Below are 19,299 nucleotides of genomic sequence, written 5' to 3'. Positions count from 1 at the left end.
CGTCCGCCGAGCCGGCCCCCCGCAGGGCCCACCGCGAGTGGTGGGGCCTCCTAGTACAGGGCGGCCATCAGCTGGCGCCGCGCCGCGGCGACCCGGGGGTCCTCGGCGCCCACGACGTCGAACAGCTCGACCAGGTGCCTGCGGGCCGCGTCGCGGTCCTCGCCGGCGGTGCGGCGGACGACGTCGACCAGCCGGGTGAAGGCGCCCTCGACGTCGCCGGTGCCGAGCAGGAAGTCCGCGGCGCGGGTCTGGGCGGCGACGTCGTCGGGGGCGGCGTCGGCCTTCGCGAGCGCGTCGGGGCCGGCGGCGTCGGCGCGGCGGAACAGCTGCACCTGGCGCAGCGCGAGGCCGGCGACCGGGTGGTCGGGCTCGGCGTCGACGATGGCCCGGTAGGCGGCCTCGGCGGCCTCCAGGTCCCCGCGCTCGAGGGCGGCCTCGGCGGCGTCCAGGCGCGGGTCGTCGAGGCCCTCGTCCTCGGCGCCCTCCGCGCCGGGCACCGCGCCGCCGGTGGTGGCGCGCACCAGCTCGGTGACGAACTGGCGGGCCTGCTCCTCGGGGATGGCGCCGGTGAACTCGGCGACCAGCTGCCCCTGCCACACGGCCTTGACCGCCGGGATGCCCTGCACCCGCAGGCCCTGCGCCAGCGCGGGGTTGGCGTCGACGTCGACCTTGGCCAGCACCCACGAGCCGCCGCCCTCGGCGGCCAGCCGCTCGAGGACCGGGGACAGCTGCTTGCACGGCCCGCACCACTCGGCCCACAGGTCGAGGACGACCGGCACCTGGAAGGAGCGGTCGAGGACCTCGGTCTGGAAGGTGGCCTCGGTGACGTCCACGACGGCCGAGCCGGGGGCACCCGCCGTCGCGGCGGCGCTCGGGGGCGGGGCGGCCTGGGCCCGAGCGGCGGCCTCGGAGCGCGCCTTGACGGCGGCGAGGTCGACCGCACCGGCCAGGGAGGCGGCCAGCTGTGCCTGCTGGGCCTGCGCGCGCGGGTCGGGGCGTCCGGGACGGGTGGGCTGCATGCCGTCCATGATCCCACCGGCGGGCCGGTGTGGTGTCAGCCCTCGGCGGACGGGGCCGGATCGACCTCCGCGACGTCGCCGGCGCCCAGGCGCACCCGCCGGAGCAGCGCGAACAGCGTCTCCTGCTCGGCCTCGGGCAGGTCGCCCAGACCGAAGTCGAGCGCCATGAGCTGACCGGTGGCCACCTCGACGACCTCGCGGCCGCGGTCGGTGATCCCGGCCAGGACGCCGCGGCCGTCGGCGGGGTTGGGCCGGCGGTCGACGAAGCCGGCCGCCACCAGCCGGTCGATGGCGTTGGTGACGCTCGTCGGGTGCACCATCAGCCGGCTGCCGATCACCTTGAGCGGCAGCTGCCCGGTGCGGCTGAAGGTCAGCAGCACGAGGACCTCGTAGCGGGCGAAGGTCAACCCGTGCGGGCGCAGCACCTCGTCGAAGCGGGCCAGCAGGATCTGCTGGACCCGGAACACCGACGTCGCCGCGCGCATCGCCGAGGCGGGGCCGAAGCGCTGCTCCCAGGTCTCCCCCGCCCGCTCGATCGGGTCGAACGGCAGCCCCAGCGCCCGGACCATGCGCCCGACGCTACCTGCCTCCTGCCGCGCCCCCACCCCTGACGCCGACGCTGTCATTCGGACGCGTCACGTCGACCTGCTGCGGTCTCGGCCGCTCCGAGACGGCACCATGTCGACAACGGGCGCCGTGCCTGTGGACGGCGTCAGCGGGGCACGGGCCAGCTCCGCCATCCTCCGGCGGTGCCCATCCGACCCGTCCGACCCGCCCGGCTGCACGGCCGGGTCTTCCGCGGCTCGTCCCAGGTCGCCGCCGGTCGCCTGACCCGGGCGCAGCTGCGCAGCACCGCCTGGCAGCGCCTCTTCCGCGACGTCTACGCGTGCTCGTCGGTCGCGGTCACCCACGAGGTGCGCGCCGGCGCGGCGGCCCTGCTGCTCGTGCCGGGCGCGGTGGTCTCCGGCCGGAGCGCCGCCGTCCTCTGGGGCGTGGACGCCGCCGGACCGAACGCCGACGTCGAGCTCACCGTCCCGCCCGGGTCGTCGGCGTCGACGGCACCCGGCGTCCGGGTCCGCCGGCGGGCCCTCTCGGCGGACGAGGTGACCACCCGCCGCGGGGTCCCGGTGACGACCGCGGAGACCACCGCGGTCGACGTCGGCCGCGGCCCCGGACCGCTGGAGGAGTCGGTCGCGCTCGTCGACGCCCTGGTCGCGTCCCGGGTGACCGACCTGGCCGCCGTCCGGACGGCCACGGCAGCCGCGAGCGGACCCGGCTGCCGGCGCGCGCGGCGCGTCGCCGGCCTGGCCGACGGGCTGGCCGGCTCACCGCAGGAGACCCGGCTGCGGCTCCTGCTGCACGGCGCCCGCCTCCCCCGGCCGGTCGCCCAGCACACCGTGCTCGACAGCGACGGACGGTTCGTGGCCCGGGTGGACTTCGCGTGGCCGGAGCAGCGGTTGGCCGTCGAGTACGAGGGCCGGTGGCACGGCCGTCCGCAGCAAGTGGCAGCGGACCGGGCCCGGCTCAACCGGCTCACCGCGGCCGGGTGGCGGGTCGTGTTCGTGACCGCCGATGACCTGCGGGAGCCGGACCTGCTCGTCGCCCGCCTCGCCGCCGCGCTGACGACGACGCCGGTCGTCGACCTGTGGTCGCCTCGCGGGCGCTGAGACAGCCGCAGGTCGACGACCGGCGCTGTCACCGCCGTGGGCGGCCTCAGGCGGCGGGGCGCAGGCGGGGCACCTCGCGGACGCCGAACACCTCGCGCAGCGCCACCTGCGCGGCGTTGTCGCCGCAGGCGCCGTGCACCGCGGGCCCGGGCGGGGTGGCCGAGGACGCGAGGTACACGCCGTCGACCGGCGTCTTGTACGTGTTCCACCGCGGCACCGGGCGGAACAGCATCTGCCGCAGCGTGGCCTGGCCGTTGGAGATGTCCCCGCCGATGTACACCGGGTTCCACGCCTCCATCTGGACGGCGTTCTTGGTGACCCGGTCGACGACCGTGTCCTTGAAGCCCGGCGCGAACCGCTCGATCTGGTCCTCGATGGCCGCGGTCATGTCGACGTCGGAGCCGTGCGGCACGTGCACGTAGGCCCAGAAGACGTGCCCACCCTCGGGGGCGCGGGTCGGGTCGGGCACGGTCGGCTGGACGGCGAGCACGTACGGGCGCTCCGCGGCCCGCCCCTGGTTCGGGGCCCGCTCGCCGGCGATCGTCTCCTCCAGCGTCCCGGCGACGTGCAGCGTGCCGGCCCGCCGGACGTCGGGGTTGGTCCACGGCACCGGCTCGGACAGGATCCAGTCGATCTTGAACACGCCGGCGCCGTGCCGGTACCGCCGCACCCACCGCCGGTAACCCTCGTTCACGCGGTCGCCGGCCATCGACACGAACGCCTCCGGCGAGGTGTCCAGCAGCACCGCCGGGACGCCGTCGAACTCGCGCAGGTCCGTGACCAGGTGCCCGGTGACCACCTCGCCGCCCTGCTGCTCCAGCGCGGTGACCATCGCGTCGGCGAGGTTCTGCGACCCGCCCTCGACCAGCGGCCACCCGACGTGGTGGCCGAGCATCGTCAGCAGCATCCCGAGCGCGGACGTCAGCGGCTGGCTGAGGTCCAGCATGCCGTGCGCGGCGGCCCCGCCCAGCAGCGCGCGGGCCTCCTCGGTGCGGAAGTACCGGTGCGCCAGCCAGCTCACGTTGGGCAGCCCGTTGAGCCCGAAGTGCACGATCTGCGGCACGCTGCGGGTCGGCAGCCGCCGCAGCCGGCTGGTCAGGAAGAAGTCGACGACGTCCTGCCCGTGCTCCACCAGCGGCTCGAACAGCCGGCGGTAGGCCGCGCCGTCGGGCCCGAGCGCGTCGGCGGTCTCCTCCAGCGAGTGGTACTGGACCGCGGCCCGACCGCCGTCGAGCGGGTGCGCGAAGTTGACCTCCGGCTGCACCAGCCGCACGCCGCGGCTGGGCAGGTCGAACTCGCGGAAGAACGGCGCCGCCGCGGCCATCGGCTGCACGATCGAGCAGACGTCGTGCCGGTACCCGGGCCGCATGAGCTCCTCGGTCCGCATGCCGCCGCCGGGCCTGTCCGCGGCCTCCACCACCTGCACGCGCAGGCCGGCGGCGGCCAGCCGGAGGGCGGCGGCCAGGCCGTTCGGCCCGGCCCCGACGACGACGGCGTCCGGCTTCCCGTTCACCGGGCCAGTCTGCCCGGGGCAGGTCAGAGCTGCGCGAGGAGCCGGTCGGCCGCGCGGTAGGGGTCGGTCTCCCCCGCCACCACCTCGTCGGCGAGCGCGGCCAGCGCCGCGGACCCGCGCACCTCGCCGATCCGCTCGCGCAGCCCGGCCAGCGCGATCGCCTCGATCTCCCGGGCGGCCCGCTCGGCCCGGCGGCGGACGCCCTCCCCGGCGTCGGCGAGCCAGCGGCGGTGCGCCTCGACCTCGGCGAGGACGCGGTCGATCCCCTCGTCACGCGCGGCCACGGTCCGCACGATCGGCGGCCTCCACGCGCCCGGACCGGCGTGCCGCCCGCCGAGGGACTGCACGTACCGCAGGTCCCGCACGGTCTGGTCGGCGCCGTCGCGGTCGGCCTTGTTGACGACGAACACGTCGGCCACCTCGAGGATCCCGGCCTTCGCCGCCTGGATGCCGTCGCCCATGCCCGGCGCCACGAGCACCAGCGTCGTGTCGGCCAGCGAGGCGATCTCCAGCTCCGACTGCCCGACGCCGACGGTCTCCACCAGCACGACGTCGCAGCCGGCCGCGTCGAGCACCCGCAGTGCCTGCGGCGTCGCCCAGGCCAGCCCGCCGAGGTGCCCGCGGGAGGCCATCGACCGGATGTAGACGCCGGGGTCGCCAGCGTGGTCCTGCATCCGCACCCGGTCGCCGAGCAGCGCTCCGCCGGAGAACGGCGACGACGGGTCGACGGCGAGCACGCCCACGCGCCTCCCGGCCGCCCGCAGCGCGCGCACCAGCGCCGTCGTCGTCGTGGACTTGCCCACGCCCGGGGAGCCGGTCAGGCCGATCACCTGCGCGTGCCCGGTGTGCGGGGCCAGCGCGGCGGCGACCTGGCGCAGCACCGGGCTCGCGTCCTCGACCAGCGAGATCAGCCGGGCCACCGCGCGGGCCTCGCCGTCGCGCGCGCGGGCGACCAGGTCGGGGACGTCGACAGCGCGCCGGCCCCGCCGCCCGCGGGGGGCGACGGGGCCGGGCGTCCGGACAGCCGTCCCCTGCGGGGACTCGGTCACGCCTTCGCGGGCACGTGCAGGATCAGCGCGTCGCCCTGGCCACCACCGCCGCACAGCGCGGCGGCGCCGACGCCGCCACCGCGGCGGCGCAGCTCGAGCGCGACGTCGAGCACGATGCGGGCGCCGCTCATGCCGATCGGGTGGCCGAGGGCGATCGCGCCGCCGTTGGGGTTGACCTTCTCCGGGTCGATGCCGAGCTCCCGGGTCGAGACGAGGGCGACCGCGGCGAAGGCCTCGTTGAACTCGACCAGGTCGAGGTCCTTGGGGTCGATGCCCTCCCGCTCGCAGGCCCGCTGGACCGCGCGCGAGGGCTGGCTCTGCAGGGTGGCGTCCGGCCCGGCGACGACGCCGTGGGCGCCGATCTCGGCGATCGGGGTGATGCCCAGCTCCGCGGCCTTCTCCGCGCTCATGACCACGACCGCGCACGCGCCGTCGGAGATCTGCGAGGCGGTGCCGGCGGTGATGGTGCCGTCCTTGGCGAAGGCCGGCTTGAGCCGCGCGAGGGTCTCGACGGTCGTGTCGGCGCGGACGCCCTCGTCGTCGCGGAACTCGATCGGGTCGCCCTTGCGCTGCGGGACGAGGACGGGGGTGATCGCCTCGTCGAAGACGCCGTTCTTCCCCGCCCGGGCGGCCTTCTGGTGGCTCTCCGCGGCGAAGGCGTCCTGCTCCTCGCGGGTCAGGTCGTACCGGCTGTTCGCCTGCTCCGTGAGGGCGCCCATGGCGACCTGGTCGAAGGTGTCCGACAGCCCGTCGTGGGCCATCGCGTCCACGAGGGTGGTGTTCCCGTACTTGGTGCCGGTGCGGGAGTTGGGCAGCAGGTGCGGCGCCTGGGTCATCGACTCCTGGCCGCCGGCCACGACGACGTCGAACTCCCCTGCGCGGATGAGCTGGTCGGCCAGCGCGATGGCACTGAGGCCGGACAGGCACACCTTGTTGACGGTGATGGCCGGGACCGTCATGGGGATGCCGGCGGCGACGGCGGCCGGACGCGCCGGGTTCTGGCCGGCGCCGGCCTGCAGCACCTGACCCATGATCACGTACTCGACCTGGTCGCCCGAGATGCCGGCGCGCTCCAGGGCGGCCTTGATGGCGATGCCACCGAGGTCGGCGGCGGAGAAGTCCTTGAGGGAGCCGAGGAGCCGACCCATGGGGGTCCGGGCGCCGCTGACGATGACCGAGCGGGACATGCTGCCTCCAGTGCGGGTCGCCGACGCTGGCGACCGCGGGTCGGGCCGCGCCGGGCGGACGGGTCGCGGCGGTCGGGCTGCCGGACAGGATAGATCGGTTCTCCAACCGGGGTCGACGGCCAGCTCGGGGGGTGTGGGGCACCGACCGGGTCAGCCGCGCCGTGCTGGCCGCCGCCGTCCCGCCGTACCTGTACAGGAGCGAGGACGACCCCGACGGCGGGCTCGACGACGCCACCATCGAGCAGTTCCAGTAGGGCGGACTTCTCCACCCCCGGGCGGGCAGCGCCTGCTCGAGAGCCCGGCGGTCAGCGAGGCGCAGCGGCAGTACCCGCCGCAGATCGCCGCGTTCGGGTCGCCGAAGGGCACGGTCGACTGCATCACCGCGTTCGGCCGCACCGACTTCCGGGCCGACGTCGCGAAGGTCACCGTCCCCACGCCGGTGAGCCACGGCGACAGCGACGCGATCGTCCCGTTCGAGGTGAGCGGCACGCGCGCGCACGAGGCGATCGCCGGCAGCGAGCTGGTCGTCATCGAGGGCGGCCCGCACGGCGTCAACGCGTCGCACGCCGAGGAGTTCGACCGGGCGCTGCTGGACTTCCTCGCGCGCTGACCCCCTCCGCACGGCCGGCCGGGGGCCCGTCGTGGTCGACGGGCCCCGTGGCGTGATGGTGGCCACACCGGGGAGTCGTCTCAGACGTCTTGCGTCAGGATGACGCGGTGACCGCCGACGCGACTGCTCCCGCGGGCCTGCCCGCCGAGCTGTTCACCACCATCGACCACGTGGGCATCGCCGTCCCGGACCTGGACGAGGCGATCGCCTTCTACGCACGGGCCTTCGGCGTGCGCTCGGTCCACGAGGAGACCAACGAGGAGCAGGGCGTCCGCGAGGCGATGCTCGCCGTCGGCTCCGGCGACACCCGCATCCAGCTGCTCGCCCCGCTGACCCCGGAGTCGACGATCGCCAGGTTCATCGGCCGGTCGGGGCCGGGCCTGCAGCAGCTCGCCTTCCGCGTCGACGACGTCGAGGCGGTCAGCGCCACCCTCCGCGAGCGCGGCCTGCGGCTGCTCTACGACACCCCGAAGCGCGGGACGTCGGACAGCCGCGTCAACTTCGTGCACCCCAAGGACGCCGGCGGCGTCCTGGTCGAGCTGGTCGAGCCCGCCCGCGCCCAGCACTGACCACCCGCGGTCGGAGCCACCCGACCTGCGCGCGACCCCTGGGTTACCGGTCGGTAACCTGCCGCGCACCGCCCTACCACCCCTCCGAGCCGACGAAGACCCGGGAGAGACACGTGGACGAGATCAGGGACGCCATCCTCGCCGACCAGCTCAGCGACATCGGCGGTCTGCCGGTGCCGGAGTCCTACCGGGCGGTCCTCGTCCGCAAGGACGAGCAGGACATGTTCGCGGGGATGCCGACCAAGGAGAAGGACCCGCGCAAGTCGCTGCACGTGGAGGAGGTCGCCACCCCCGAGCTCGGCCCGGGCGAGGCGATCGTGGCCGTCATGGCCTCCTCGGTGAACTACAACACCGTCTGGACCTCGATCTTCGAGCCGGTCTCCACCTTCGGGTTCCTCGAGCGCTACGGCCGGCAGAACGACCTGACCAAGCGGCACGACCTGCCCTACCACGTGGTCGGCTCCGACCTGGCCGGCGTCGTGCTGCGGGTGGGCCCGGGCGTGAACAAGTGGAAGCCCGGCGACGAGGTCGTGGCGCACTGCCTGTCGGTGGAGCTGGAGGACCCGGCCGGCCACGACGACACGATGATGGACCCGCAGCAGCGGATCTGGGGCTTCGAGACCAACTTCGGCGGCCTCGCCGAGCTGGCGCTGGTCAAGAGCAACCAGCTCATGCCCAAGCCCGCGCACCTGTCCTGGGAGGAGGCGGCCGCCCCCGGGCTGGTCAACTCCACCGCCTACCGGCAGCTGGTGTCCCGCAACGGCGCGGGGATGAAGCAGGGCGACGTCGTCCTGATCTGGGGCGCCTCGGGCGGGCTGGGCTCCTACGCCACCCAGATGGCCCTCAACGGCGGCGCGATCCCCGTGTGCGTGGTCTCCAGCCCGGAGAAGGCCGACATCGTCCGCTCGATGGGCGCCGAGCTGGTCATCGACCGGTCCGCCGAGGGCTACCGGTTCTGGAAGGACGAGGACACCCAGGACCCGAGGGAGTGGCAGCGGTTCGGCAAGCGGATCCGCGAGCTGACCGGCGGCGACGACGTCGACATCGTCTTCGAGCACCCCGGCCGGGAGACCTTCGGCGCCAGCGTCTACGTCGCCAAGAAGGGCGGCACGATCGTCACCTGCGCCTCCACCAGCGGCTACATGCACTCCTACGACAACCGCTACCTGTGGATGAACCTCAAGCGGATCGTCGGGTCGCACTTCGCCAACTACAAGGAGGCGTGGGAGGCCAACCGGCTCATCGACAAGGGGCTGATCCACCCGACCCTGTCGAGGACCTACGCGATGGACGAGGTCGGCCAGGCGGCCTACGACGTCCACCACAACCTCCACCAGGGCAAGGTCGGCGTGCTGACCCTCGCCCCGCAGGAGGGCCTCGGCGTCAAGGACGCCGAGAAGCGGGAGAGGCACCTGCCCGCGATCAACCGCTTCCGCGGCGTCTGAGAGAACCCCGGACGGGGGTGCCCGGACGCCGGCAGGCGTCCGGGCACCCTGGGGGGAGCCGCCTCGTTGTCCGACGGGGCGCCGTCCGGGGCCCACCGGCACCACCCGGGGCGCACACGCCGAACGGCCGGACCCGCCTCGACACGCTGACGACCCTCCCCCGACTCTGCGAGGATGACCCGCATGACCGATCCCCGCCGCGACCTGCTGCCGATGCGCGAGGCCCAGCACTCGTTCGACGTGGTGCTGCGGGGTTACGACCGCCACCAGGTGGCCGAGACCATCGAGCGCCTCGAGGCCGACATCCGGGTCGCGCTCGCCGACCGGGACGCCGCGGCCGCCCGGGTCAGCGAGCTGGCCGGCCAGCTCTCGGCGATGCACGGGGAGATCGACCAGCTGCGCCGGAAGGCCGCGTCCTCCGGCCCGGCCACGTTCGAGAACATGAGCGAGCGCATCTCGCACATGCTCCGCCTGGCCGAGGAGGAGGCCGCCGACATCCGCGCGACCGCCGAGCAGGAGGCCCGGGCGCTGCGGGAGCAGACCGCCGCCGAGGAGCGCGCGATGCTCGAGCGGCACGCGGCCGGGCGGGCCGAGGTGGAGCGGATGCTCGCCGAGGCCCGCCAGAACGCCGAGCAGATCGCCAGCAAGGCGCAGATCCGCGCCGACGAGCTGGTGGCCAAGGCGCAGGAGAAGGTCGCCCGGCTCGACGCGGAGTCGCAGGCCCGCCGCGCCAAGGTCGAGGAGGACTTCGAGATCGCGCAGCGCGCCCGCCGCGCCGAGGCCGCGCGGATCGAGGAGGAGCGCGACCAGCAGTCGGTGCGGGCCGCGCAGGAGCGCGTCGCCGCCGCCGAGGCGCACGCGGCGGGCGTCGTCGCCGACGCCGAGGCCTCCGCCGCCGCCGTCCGCCGGGTGCGCGACGAGCTCGCTGCCCGGCTCAACGAGGCCCGACGGGTGCTGTCCACCCTGCCGGACCTGGCCGACCGGCCCCAGCAGCAGCGCCCGGGCCCGCCGGCGCAGCAGGCCGCCCGCCCGCCGGCCCCGGCGCCCCAGCCCGCCGCGCAGCCGGTTCCCCAGCCGGCGGCCTCGGCCCCGCAGTCGTCGCCGCAGGAGCAGCAGCCCGCGGCCCGCCGGGACGCCGACGGCACGCGGGCCGCGGTGCCGCCGGCCGTCGGCCGTCCCGCCGGGGAGCCGCAGACGCTCGTGCAGCCCGCCGTCGGCCCGCAGACGGCCGTGCAGCGCACCGTCGGCCCGCAGAGCGGCGGGCAGCCGGCGGCGCCGCGCCCGACCCCGCACGTCCGGCGCGCCGAGGCCCCGGCCGGAGAGGCCGCCGCCGCCCGGCAGCCCACGCGGCCGTCGTCGCCGCAGACGCTGCCCGCCGTGCAGCCGGCGGCCGGGCAGGAGTCCGCGTCCGGCCGGCCGTCGGTGGCCGAGACCCAGCAGATCCGCCCGGTGCACACCGCGAGCCAGGAGGAGGGCCGGCACGGCGGCGGGTCGAGCCGCGCCGAGCAGCCGTCCCCCGACGGCGCCCCGGAGCCCCAGGGCCCGCAGACCGCGGTGCAGCCGGCCGTCCGCAGCGGCGACACCGGCGGCCAGCCCGCCGTCCCCAGGCGTCCCTGACCTGCTGCCCGGCGCGCCGCGGCCCGCCGGGCGCTCGCCGACGCCGTCGGCGGGGCGCCGGTGCCCGCGGACCCGGAGGCCACCGAGCGGCTGCGGGCGTGGCTCGCCGCACAGCTGCCGCCCTTCGCCCCGGACGACGTCGAGGTGACCGACGCCGGGGTGCTCGTGTCGTCCCGCCACGCCTCCGCGCCGGAGACCCCGGTGACCACCGCCTGGCGGCGCGCCCGGCGGACCCCACGGGTGTGGGCCGCGGACCCGCGAGGTAGACGTCGGGTCATCCCCTGACGACAGCGGGTCCGAGCCTGCACCGGGAGGCGGAAGTGAGCAGGACGAGCCGGGTCCTGGCGGTGGTGGCCCTGACCGCGGCGGTGGCGGGGCTGCCCGCCGGCCCGGCGGCCGCGGACGACGGCGGCCTGCTCCGGCTCGCGCACCTGTCCCCCGACACCCCCGCCGTCGACGTCTACGTCGACCCGGTCGCCGGCCCCGCGGCCGGCCAGGTCTTCCCCGCGGTCGGCTACGGCGCGGTGTCGGACTACCGACCGCTCCCGGCCGGCGCCTACGCGGTCAGCATGCGCGCGGCCGGCGCGGACCCGCAGAGCCCGCCGGTGCTGTCGACGACGGTGCAGGTCGCCGCGGACAGCGCGCACACCGTGGCCGGCGTCGGCCCCTTCGCCGACCTGGGCCTCGAGGTGCTCGACGACGACCTCACCCCGCCGCCGCCGGGCACCGCGCGCCTGCGGGTCGTCGCCGCGGCGGCCGGCGCGCAGACCCTCGACGTCGCCGTCCCCGGCGGGCCGTCGCTGGCCACCGGCCTGGGCTTCGCCGACACGACCGGCTACGTCGACGTCCCCGCGGGCGCCACGGCGGTCACCGTGACGCCACAGGGCGGCCGGGCCACGGACCTCCCGGTGCAGGTCGACGCCGGCTCGGTGTACAGCGTGCTGGTGCTCGACCGGGCCGGCGGCGGGCTGACCGTCCGCACCACGCTCGACGCCGCCGGCCCCGGGGTCGTCCCCTCGGGCGGGGTGGAGGCCGGCGCCGGTGGCGCGGCCGACGCCTCCTCGCTGCCCGCCCTGGTCGCGACCGCGGCCGCCGTCCTCGCCGCCGCCGCGGCCCTGTTCCTGCCCACCGCGCGGCGGACGGCGACCGGCGCCGCTCCGGGCCGGCACGCCGCGGGTCACCGGCGTCGACGACCCGGCCGGCCGCCCACCACCGCGCACGCCGGTCCCGGCACCGCGCGCCCCGGAGCCGCGCGGGCCTGCTGCGGCCGGCGCTGGCCGTCCCCGCCCTCGTCGCGGGGGTGGTCGTGCTGCGGGGGCCGGCCGCTCCCCCGCCGGCCGCCGCCGGCACGCCGACCGCCACGGTCTCAGGGCCGGTCGTGCTCGCGCAGCGGTCGGCTCCCGCGGCCGCGCCGCCGGTCCGGGTGCGGGCGCCGGCCATCGGTCTCGACAGCGGGCTGGTCGACCTCGGCCTCGACGCCACCGGCGCGCTGGCGGCCCCGGCCGACCCGGCGGCGGCCGGCTGGTACACCGGCGGCCCGGCGCCGGGTGACGTCGGCCCGGCGGTGCTGGCCGGGCACGTCGACTCCCGCAGCGGCCCGGCGGTCTTCTGGCGCCTGCGCGAGCTCGCCCCCGGGGACGAGGTGCTCGTCGACCGCGCCGACGGCAGCACCGTCGCGTTCACCGTCAGCCGGGTCGAGCGGCACCCGAAGGACGCCTTCCCCACCGCGGCCGTGTACGGGCCGACGGCGGACGCCCAGCTGCGGCTGGTCACCTGCGGCGGCGACTTCGACCGCTCGGCGCGCAGCTACGAGGACAACGTCGTCGTCTTCGCGACCGCGAGGTGAGGGAACGGCCTCCTCGCAGGGGCCCGCCGCGGGCCGGCGAGCGGTGTGGGGCGAGGAGGTCCTCCGTCAGCGGCGGCGGTCGCGGGCCTGCCAGCAGGCGGTATGCCAGTGTCGGCGCAGGTCGGCGGCGGAGTCGGTGTCCCAGGGCTCCAGGTCCGAGTCGCGGGCGTAGGCCGGCCAGCTGACCACGTGCGGGGTGCCCGGCCGGATCTCCTGGTCGCAGCCCGGGCAGCGGTAGGGCTTGGTGCTCGCCGCCCCGGTCAGCCGGCGGACGACCCAGTCGCCGTCGGCGGCCTCCTCGACCTCCTCGCTCCGACGCGCGAGCGGGGGGCGGCCGGCCGGCCGCCCCCCGCTGCGTCGTCCCCTGCGGGGCACCTCAGCGCCGGGAGTAGTCCCGGAACCCGCGGCCGGTCTTGCGGCCCAGGTAGCCGGCGGTGACCAGGTGCTCGAGCAGCGGCGCGGGCGCGAACCCGGGCTCGCGGAACTCGGTGTACAGCTCGCGCTCGATGGCCAGCGACACGTCGAGGCCGACGACGTCGAGCAGCTCGAACGGGCCCATCGGGTAGCCGCAGCCGACCTTCATGGCGGCGTCGATGTCGTCGGCGGTCGCGTAGTGCGCCTCGAGCATCTTCACCGCGTCGTTCAGGTACGGGAACAGCAGCGCGTTGACGATGAACCCGGCCCGGTCCGTGCAGGACACCGCGTGCTTGCCGAGCTGCGCGCAGACCGCGTGGGCGGTGGCCGCGACGTCGGGGGCGGTGGCGATGGTGCTGACCACCTCGACCAGCTTCATCACCGGCGCGGGGTTGAAGAAGTGCAGGCCGACGACGTCGGCGGGGCGCTCGCTGGCCTTGGCGCACTCGATGACCGGCAGGCTCGACGTCGTCGTGGCCAGCACCGCGCCGGGCTTGCAGATCTCGCCGAGGTTGGCGAACAGCGCCTGCTTGGTGGCCAGGTGCTCGACGACGGCCTCGATGACCAGGTCGACGTCGGCGAGGTCGTCCAGCGACGCCGTCCCGGTGACCCGGGCGAGCACCTCGTCCCGGCCGGCCTCGTCGAGCCGCCCGCGCGCGACCTGCTTGTCCAGCGACCTGCGCAGCGCGGTGTGCACGGCCTCGACCTTGTCGAGGGTGCGGGCCACGAAGACGACTTCGTAGCCGCCCTTGGCGGCGACCTCGACGATGCCGGTGGCCATCGTCCCGGAGCCGACGACGCCGATCTTCGACACGGGGCGGGCGCCCTCGGCGGCGCCGCCGGCGGCCGGGGTGCGCTCGTCGGGCACGACCTCGGCGGAGCCGGGCGCGGCGTAGGTGTAGAAGCCGCGGCCGGACTTCCGGCCCAGCAGGCCCGCGGTCATCATCTGCTTGATGACCGGGCTGGGCGCGTGCAGCCGGTTGCGCGACTGCTTGTACATCGTGTCGAGGATCTCGTAGGCGGTGTCGATCCCGATGAGGTCCATGAGCGCGAGCGGGCCCATCGGCAGGCCGCAGCCCAGCCGCATGGCGGCGTCGATGTCCTCGCGGCTGGCGTAGCGGTTCTCGTACATGGAGACCGCGTGGTTGAGGTAGCCGAACAGCAGCGCGTTGGCGATGAAGCCGGCCTTGTCGCCGATGGTCACGTCGACCTTGCCCAGCCGCTCGGCCAGGGCCTCGACGTCCTCGATGACCGCGGGCTCGGTGACGACGGTCCGCACGACCTCGACCAGCTTCATGACCGGCGCCGGGTTGAAGAAGTGCATCCCGATGACCTTGCTCGGCCGGCCGGTGGCCACCGACAGCTCGGTCACCGACAGGCTGGAGGTGTTGGTCGCGAGGATGGTGTCCGGCGGGCAGATCTTGTCCAGCTTCGCGAACAGCTCGGCCTTGAGCTCCATCCGCTCCGGGACGGCCTCGATGACCAGCTCCGCGACGGCGAGGTCCTCCAGCGACGTGGTGAAGCGGATCCGCCCGAGGATCGCCTCGCGCTCGGCCTCGTCGAGCTTGCCGCGCGCGACCGCTTTCCCGGTGGACTGCTCGACGTGCCCGCGGCCGCGGGCCAGCGCGTCGTCGCCGACCTCCACGGCTGTCACGGACAGGCCCGCGCGGGCCAGCACCTCGGCGATGCCCGCACCCATGGTGCCCAGGCCCACCACGCCGACCTCGGTCAGTTCTCTGGCCACGCTGCCATCTCCTCCCGTGCGTTGACCGGGGCAGTCTCCCACCCGGACGGCCCGCGTCCGCTACCGGCCGGTAGGTCCCTCCCTGGCCCCGTCCAGGGTGCCGCCCCGAGCTCGCGAAGGGTGGGGAGGACGGGGTCCTCACGCGGTGGGTGGCGGTCTCAGAACAGGCGCTGGGTGGGGTCGTCGGTGCCCTTGAGGACGGCGTAGTCGACGGTCACGCACTCGATGCCGCGGTCGCCGGCGAGCACCCGCGCCTGCGGCTTGATCTCCTGCGCGGCGAACACGCCCTTGACCGGGGCCAGCAGGGGGTCGCGGTTGAGCAGCTCGAGGTAGCGGGTCAGCTGCTCGACGCCGTCGATCTCGCCGCGCCGCTTGACCTCCACGGCGACGGTGCGCCCGTCGGCGTCGCGGCAGAGCAGGTCGACCGGGCCGATCGCCGTCGGGTACTCGCGGCGGACCAGCGACCAGCCCTGCCCGAAGGTCTCCACGTGCAGCGCGAGCAGCCGCTGCAGCTCGGCCTCGACGCCGTCCTTCTGCAGGCCGGGGTCCACGCCCAGCTCGTGCGCGGAGTCGTGCTCGACCGACTCGATGGTGATGACCAGCTGCTCACCGGCCTTGTTGGTGACCGTCCAGGTGCCGGACCCGTCGACGAGCTCGTCCCGGAGCGTGCACGGCGGGCTCATCCAGTTCAGCGGCTTGTAGGCGCGGTCGTCGGCGTGCACCGACACCGAGCCGTCGGCCTTGACCAGCAGCAGCCGCGAGGCCATGGGCAGGTGGGCGGTCAGCCGCCCGATGTAGTCGACCGAGCAGCGGGCGATGACCAGACGCACGGGGGCCGACGGTACCGGTCCGGTCACGACGGGAACCGCCGAGCCGGGTCGCGCGTCGCAGGACCGTGACGACGACGTCGACGGTGCGCGCGGCCGCGCTGCTGGCCGGTGCGCTGGCGCTGGCCGGGTGCGCGCAGGACGGGACCGACGCCGCGGCGCCGTCGCCCGACCCCCTGCCCGCGGGGCCCGTGCTGCAGGTCGAGCACACCGGCGGCTTCGTGCCCGCGGAGGACCTGGCCACCCGCCTGCCGCTGGTCACCGTCTACGGCGACGGCCGGGTGTTCACCGAGGGTCCGCAGATCGAGATCTGGCCCTCGCCCGCGCTGCCGAACGTGCAGGTGACCGAGGTCGGCGAGGCCACCGTCCGCGACCTGCTCGACCGCGCCGTCGACGCCGGGGTGACGGAGGACGCCGACCTCGGCGAGCCGCCGGTCGCCGACGCGCCCACCACCCGCATCACCCTGACCACCGGCGAGGGCACCGCGGTCCGCGAGGTGTACGCCCTGGCCGAGACCCCCGACGGGTCGCTGACCCCGGAGCAGGCCGAGGCCCGCGGGCGGCTGCAGGACCTCGTCGACGAGCTCACCGGCCTGGCCGCCGCGGGCCCGGCGGAGTCCTACGTGCCGCAGACGGTCGCCGCGGTGGTCCAGCCCCACACCGGCGGCGACCCGGAGTTCCCCCAGCCCGACGTCGCCTGGCCGGGTCCCGGGCTGCCCGGCACGCCGCTGGGCGCCGGGCTGACCTGCGTGAGCGCCACCGGGCAGCAGGCGGCCGACGTGCTCGCGGCCGCCGCGACGGCGAACGTGCTCACGCCGTGGGCCACCCCCGACGGCGCCCGCTGGTCGATCGCGTTCCGGCCGGTGCTCCCGCACGAGACCGGCTGCGCCGACCTGACCGGGTGACCCGGCCTCAGTCGGTCCAGGCCGGCGGGCGCTTCTCCAGGAACGACCGCATGCCCTCGCGGGCGCCGTCGATCTGGCTGGCCGACGCCATCACCTCGACGGCGACGGCGTAGGCGTCCCGCTCGGTCCGGTCGAGCTGGGCGTACATCGTCCGCTTGCCCCACGCCTTGCTCGCCCGCGAGCCGCGGGTGGCCCGGGCCACGAGCTCGTCGACGGCGGCGTCGAGTTCGCCGTCGGGAACGACCCGGTTGACCAGCCCCCAGTCCAGCGCGGTCCGCGCGTCGATGACGTCGCCGGTGAGCGCCAGCTCCATCGCCCGCTTGCGGCCGACGTTGCGGGCGATCGCCACCATCGGCGTGTGGCAGAACCAGCCGCCCTTCCCGCCCGGGGCGGCGAAGCCGGCCGACTCCGCGGCCACCGCGAGGTCGCAGGAGGCGACCAGCTGGCAGCCCGCGGCGGTGGCCAGGGCGTGCACCCGCGCGACGACGACCTGCGGCACGTCCTGCAGCGTCTGCACCAGCTCGGTGCACAGGGCGAGCAGGCTGCGGACCTCGGTCACCGGCCGGTCGACGACGTCCCGGAAGTCGTGCCCGGCGCTGAACACCGGCCCCTCCGCGCCGAGGACGATGCCCGCCGCGTCGCTGCCGCCGGCGTCGGTGACGGCGGCCAGCAGCTGGGTGAGGTGGTCGCGGGACAGCGCGTTGCGCCGCTGCGGGCGGCACATGGTGATGCGGACGACGTCGCCGTCGCGCTCGACGCGGGGAGCTCCCTCGGCGGTCACGTGACCGACCTCACCACGGGTGGCCGGTCGGGGGCAACGCGGCTGGGGACGCTGGAGGGGTGGACGCCGAGGAGGTCACCGACACCGCGCCCCGCGCCGCCGGGCGGACGCTGTTCACGCAGGGCTGGCGGGACGTCGCCTTCCTGCACTGGGCGGTCGACCCGGACGTCGTCGCGCCGCTGCTGCCGCCGGGCACCCGGCCGGACACCACCCCGGACGGGCGCAGCTGGGTGGGGCTGGTGCCCTTCCGCATGCGCCGCATCGGCGTCCTCGGCTCGCCCGGCCTGCCCTACGTCGGCTCGTTCCTCGAGACCAACGTGCGCCTGTACTCCGTGGACGGGGAGGGCCGGCGCGGCGTCGTCTTCGCGTCCCTCGACGCCGACCGGCTGCTCCCGGTCCTGGTCGCCCGCGCCGCGGGGCTGCCCTACCTGTGGTCGCGGATGCGCCTGACCCGCGACGGCGACCTGCTGACCTACACCAGCCGGCGGCGCTGGCCCGGGCCGCGCGGCGCCGGCGGCCGGATCGAGGTGCGGGTGGGTCCGCGGCTGGAGCGGCCCGGTCCGCTGGAGCGCTTCCTCACCGGCCGCTGGGGGCTGCACCAGACGAGCCGGGGCCGCACGCGCTACTGGCCCAACGAGCACCCGGCCTGGCCGCTGCACCGCGCCGAGCTCCTGACCTGGGACGGCGACCTGCTCGCCGCGGCCGGGCTGCCCGGCGTCGGCGGCCCGCCGGACAGCGTGCTGTTCTCCCCCGGCGTCGACGTCCGCTTCGGCCCCCGGGTCTGACGCACGGAGCCGTTCCGCAACCCCCTGGGCAAGACGGCGCACAGCCGCGACACTGCCCGGGTGGGAGCACCGCAGCCCGTGGCGACCGCCGGCCCGACGACCGACGACGCCGACGAGGACTGGGTGCACCGCCTGCTCGACCTCGCGCGCGCCCGGCTCGGGATGGACGTCGCCTGGCTGTCGGTGTTCACCGAGGACCGCCAGGAGATCGCCTCGGCCACCGGCGAGCTCGGCGCCATGAACGTCTCCGAGGGCATGTCGATGCCGCTCGAGGAGTCCTTCTGCGTGCGGGTGCTGTCCGGCCAGCTGCCGCCGGTGGTCACCGGCGCCGACCGCAACCCGGTCACCCGCGAGCTCGCGGTCACCCGGCAGCTGGGGATCGGCTCCTACGTCGGCGCCCCGGTGCGCGGCGGGGACCGGCGCCCCCTCGGGATGCTGTGCTGCATCAGCCGGGACGCCGGCGAGCAGCTGGACGGCTCGTCGGTGCGGACGGTGGAGATGCTCGCCGAGCTGATCGGCGAGCGGCTGACCGCCGAGGAGGCCGCCCAGACCGAGCTGGCCGCCCGGCACGCGCGGGTCTGCGACGTCCTGGAGCGGCGCGCGGTGGAGGTGCACGTCCAGCCGGTCGTCGACATGCACAGCGGCACCGTCGTCGCGCACGAGGCGCTGTCCCGCTTCCCCGGCAGCGAGGGCAGCCCGGCGACGCTGTTCGCCGACGCCGCGGTCGTCGGCCTGGGCGTGGAGCTGGAGCTGCTGGCCGTGCACGCCGCCCTGGAGGCCGGGGACCGGCTGCCGCGGGGCCTGCGGCTGGCGGTCAACCTCTCCCCCGAGGCGCTGCTCGCCCCCGAGGTCGGCGAGGCGCTCCTCGAGGGCGTCCGGCGGACGGCGCTGACCGTGGAGATCACCGAGCACAGCCCGATCGCGGACTACGGGCCGGTCCTGGGCGCGCTGGCGCCGCTGCGGGCGGCCGGGATCCGGCTCAGCATCGACGACGCCGGCGCCGGCTACGCGAGCCTGCGGCACATCCTGCGGCTGCGGCCGGACACCATCAAGCTCGACATCGCGCTGGTCAGCGGGGTCGACGTCGACCCGGCGCGGCAGGCGATGACCGCGGCGATGGTGGCCTTCGCCGCCGACACCGGCGCCACGCTGGTGGCCGAGGGCATCGAGACCACCGCCGAGCGCGACGCCCTGCTCTCCCGCGGCGTCCGCTACGGCCAGGGCCACCTGTTCGGCCGGCCGGCGCCGATCTCCTGAGCGAGGACCCCGCCCTCCCCCTCGCGGGCTCGGGGCGGTGCGCTGGACGGGGCCGGGCCGGCGG

20 protein-coding genes and 1 pseudogene are annotated in these 19,299 nt (G+C 76.0%); 12 read left to right on the top strand and 9 right to left on the bottom strand.

From position 1 onward, the window contains the following. Positions 1-50 precede the first annotated feature (50 nt). Together ACFO3M_RS19075 and ACFO3M_RS19070 are read right to left on the bottom strand one after the other, a co-directional pair. Entirely contained in the window at positions 51-1,019 is a 969-nt protein-coding gene (locus ACFO3M_RS19075) for a tetratricopeptide repeat protein (RefSeq protein WP_387992541.1), read from the bottom strand. A gap of 35 nt (positions 1,020-1,054) precedes the next feature. Further along, a complete protein-coding gene (locus ACFO3M_RS19070; RefSeq protein ID WP_387992538.1) occupies positions 1,055-1,588 on the bottom strand; it encodes a MarR family winged helix-turn-helix transcriptional regulator in 534 nt (177 codons plus the stop codon). Between the two features lie 180 nt (positions 1,589-1,768). Here ACFO3M_RS19070 and ACFO3M_RS19065 point away from each other — a divergent pair, with 180 nt between their 5' ends. Then, a complete protein-coding gene (locus ACFO3M_RS19065) occupies positions 1,769-2,686 on the top strand; it encodes a hypothetical protein (RefSeq protein WP_387992537.1) in 918 nt (305 codons plus the stop codon). 46 nt (positions 2,687-2,732) lie between these two features. Here the strand turns inward: ACFO3M_RS19065 and ACFO3M_RS19060 are convergent, their stop codons facing one another. Genes ACFO3M_RS19060 through ACFO3M_RS19050 form a run of 3 tightly spaced genes read right to left on the bottom strand, consistent with a single transcriptional unit; the run spans position 2,733 to position 6,435 of the window. Continuing rightward, positions 2,733-4,199, bottom strand: a complete 1,467-nt coding sequence (locus ACFO3M_RS19060; RefSeq protein WP_387992534.1) for a phytoene desaturase family protein — start codon at positions 4,197-4,199, stop codon at positions 2,733-2,735. A 23-nt stretch (positions 4,200-4,222) separates the two neighbouring features. Beyond that, positions 4,223-5,248, bottom strand: a complete 1,026-nt coding sequence (meaB, locus tag ACFO3M_RS19055) for a methylmalonyl Co-A mutase-associated GTPase MeaB (protein ID WP_387992531.1) — start codon at positions 5,246-5,248, stop codon at positions 4,223-4,225. Beyond that, positions 5,245-6,435, bottom strand: a complete 1,191-nt coding sequence (locus ACFO3M_RS19050) for an acetyl-CoA C-acetyltransferase (RefSeq protein ID WP_387992528.1) — start codon at positions 6,433-6,435, stop codon at positions 5,245-5,247. The genes meaB and ACFO3M_RS19050 overlap by 4 nt, the downstream gene beginning before the upstream one ends. 131 nt (positions 6,436-6,566) lie before the next feature. On the opposite strand from ACFO3M_RS19050, the gene ACFO3M_RS19045 reads away from it, so the two are divergent. The 8 genes and pseudogenes from ACFO3M_RS19045 to ACFO3M_RS19010 all read left to right on the top strand — a co-directional run bounded on the left by ACFO3M_RS19045 (position 6,567) and on the right by ACFO3M_RS19010 (position 12,522). Then, the gene (locus ACFO3M_RS19045; RefSeq protein WP_387992526.1) at positions 6,567-6,689 is read left to right on the top strand and encodes a hypothetical protein; all 123 of its coding nucleotides are present in this window, start codon (positions 6,567-6,569) and stop codon (positions 6,687-6,689) included. 185 nt (positions 6,690-6,874) lie between these two features. Next, on the top strand, positions 6,875-7,045 hold the full coding sequence (locus tag ACFO3M_RS19040; protein ID WP_387992523.1) for an alpha/beta fold hydrolase: 171 nt from the start codon (positions 6,875-6,877) through the stop codon (positions 7,043-7,045). Between the two features lie 107 nt (positions 7,046-7,152). Beyond that, on the top strand, positions 7,153-7,614 hold the full coding sequence (gene mce / locus ACFO3M_RS19035; protein WP_387992521.1) for a methylmalonyl-CoA epimerase: 462 nt from the start codon (positions 7,153-7,155) through the stop codon (positions 7,612-7,614). A 113-nt stretch (positions 7,615-7,727) separates the two neighbouring features. Continuing rightward, positions 7,728-9,059, top strand: a complete 1,332-nt coding sequence (gene ccrA / locus ACFO3M_RS19030; RefSeq protein WP_387992518.1) for a crotonyl-CoA carboxylase/reductase — start codon at positions 7,728-7,730, stop codon at positions 9,057-9,059. A gap of 183 nt (positions 9,060-9,242) precedes the next feature. Then, positions 9,243-10,676: a hypothetical protein gene (locus ACFO3M_RS19025; RefSeq protein WP_387992515.1), complete on the top strand. Its 1,434-nt coding sequence runs from the start codon at positions 9,243-9,245 to the stop codon at positions 10,674-10,676. Positions 10,677-10,736: 60 nt separating this feature from the next. After that, positions 10,737-10,961 (top strand): hypothetical protein, encoded by a 225-nt coding sequence (locus tag ACFO3M_RS19020; protein WP_387992512.1) that lies wholly within the window; start codon positions 10,737-10,739, stop codon positions 10,959-10,961. A gap of 35 nt (positions 10,962-10,996) precedes the next feature. Next, positions 10,997-11,446 (top strand): annotated as a pseudogene (locus ACFO3M_RS19015) (DUF4397 domain-containing protein); the annotation flags it as partial. 530 nt (positions 11,447-11,976) lie between these two features. Next, positions 11,977-12,522, top strand: a complete 546-nt coding sequence (locus tag ACFO3M_RS19010) for a class F sortase (protein WP_387992509.1) — start codon at positions 11,977-11,979, stop codon at positions 12,520-12,522. A gap of 66 nt (positions 12,523-12,588) precedes the next feature. On the opposite strand, the gene ACFO3M_RS19005 is transcribed toward ACFO3M_RS19010, so the two are convergent. The 3 genes from ACFO3M_RS19005 to nucS form a co-directional block, all read right to left on the bottom strand. Continuing rightward, the gene (locus ACFO3M_RS19005) at positions 12,589-12,897 is read right to left on the bottom strand and encodes a hypothetical protein (protein WP_387992508.1); all 309 of its coding nucleotides are present in this window, start codon (positions 12,895-12,897) and stop codon (positions 12,589-12,591) included. A 1-nt stretch (position 12,898) separates the two neighbouring features. Beyond that, complete coding sequence (locus tag ACFO3M_RS19000; protein ID WP_387992505.1) at positions 12,899-14,680, bottom strand: 3-hydroxyacyl-CoA dehydrogenase family protein; 1,782 nt, start codon at positions 14,678-14,680, stop codon at positions 12,899-12,901. Positions 14,681-14,838: 158 nt separating this feature from the next. Further along, positions 14,839-15,510 carry an endonuclease NucS gene (gene nucS / locus ACFO3M_RS18995; RefSeq protein WP_387992502.1) on the bottom strand — a complete coding sequence of 224 codons (672 nt, stop codon included), beginning with the start codon at positions 15,508-15,510 and terminating at the stop codon, positions 14,839-14,841. 65 nt (positions 15,511-15,575) lie between these two features. Here nucS and ACFO3M_RS18990 point away from each other — a divergent pair, with 65 nt between their 5' ends. Next, complete coding sequence (locus ACFO3M_RS18990) at positions 15,576-16,412, top strand: hypothetical protein (RefSeq protein WP_387992500.1); 837 nt, start codon at positions 15,576-15,578, stop codon at positions 16,410-16,412. Between the two features lie 7 nt (positions 16,413-16,419). On the opposite strand, the gene ACFO3M_RS18985 is transcribed toward ACFO3M_RS18990, so the two are convergent. Continuing rightward, positions 16,420-17,193 (bottom strand): enoyl-CoA hydratase-related protein, encoded by a 774-nt coding sequence (locus tag ACFO3M_RS18985; RefSeq protein WP_387992497.1) that lies wholly within the window; start codon positions 17,191-17,193, stop codon positions 16,420-16,422. A 59-nt stretch (positions 17,194-17,252) separates the two neighbouring features. Between ACFO3M_RS18985 and ACFO3M_RS18980 the strand changes: the two genes are divergently transcribed. Then, positions 17,253-17,978 (top strand): YqjF family protein, encoded by a 726-nt coding sequence (locus ACFO3M_RS18980; RefSeq protein ID WP_387992494.1) that lies wholly within the window; start codon positions 17,253-17,255, stop codon positions 17,976-17,978. Between the two features lie 60 nt (positions 17,979-18,038). Continuing rightward, the gene (locus ACFO3M_RS18975; protein WP_387992491.1) at positions 18,039-19,235 is read left to right on the top strand and encodes a sensor domain-containing phosphodiesterase; all 1,197 of its coding nucleotides are present in this window, start codon (positions 18,039-18,041) and stop codon (positions 19,233-19,235) included. Positions 19,236-19,299: the final 64 nt, after the last annotated feature.

The sequence above is a fragment of the Geodermatophilus arenarius genome (assembly GCF_042654585.1).
In the GTDB taxonomy this organism is placed as follows: Bacteria; Actinomycetota; Actinomycetes; order Mycobacteriales; family Geodermatophilaceae; genus Geodermatophilus; species Geodermatophilus arenarius.
Note: the sequence above shows the minus strand (reverse complement) of the source record. Positions and strands in the feature narration are given on the sequence as shown.

Excerpts from the sequence above, each read along its gene's own strand:
- ACFO3M_RS19075 (WP_387992541.1), bottom strand. The coding sequence starts at position 1,019 with ATGCAGCCCACCCGTCCCGGACGCCCCGACCCGCGCGCGCAGGCCCAG.
- ACFO3M_RS19070 (WP_387992538.1), bottom strand. The coding sequence starts at position 1,588 with ATGGTCCGGGCGCTGGGGCTGCCGTTCGACCCGATCGAGCGGGCGGGG.
- ACFO3M_RS19050 (WP_387992528.1), bottom strand. The coding sequence starts at position 6,435 with ATGTCCCGCTCGGTCATCGTCAGCGGCGCCCGGACCCCCATGGGTCGG.
- ACFO3M_RS19025 (WP_387992515.1), top strand. The coding sequence starts at position 9,243 with ATGACCGATCCCCGCCGCGACCTGCTGCCGATGCGCGAGGCCCAGCAC.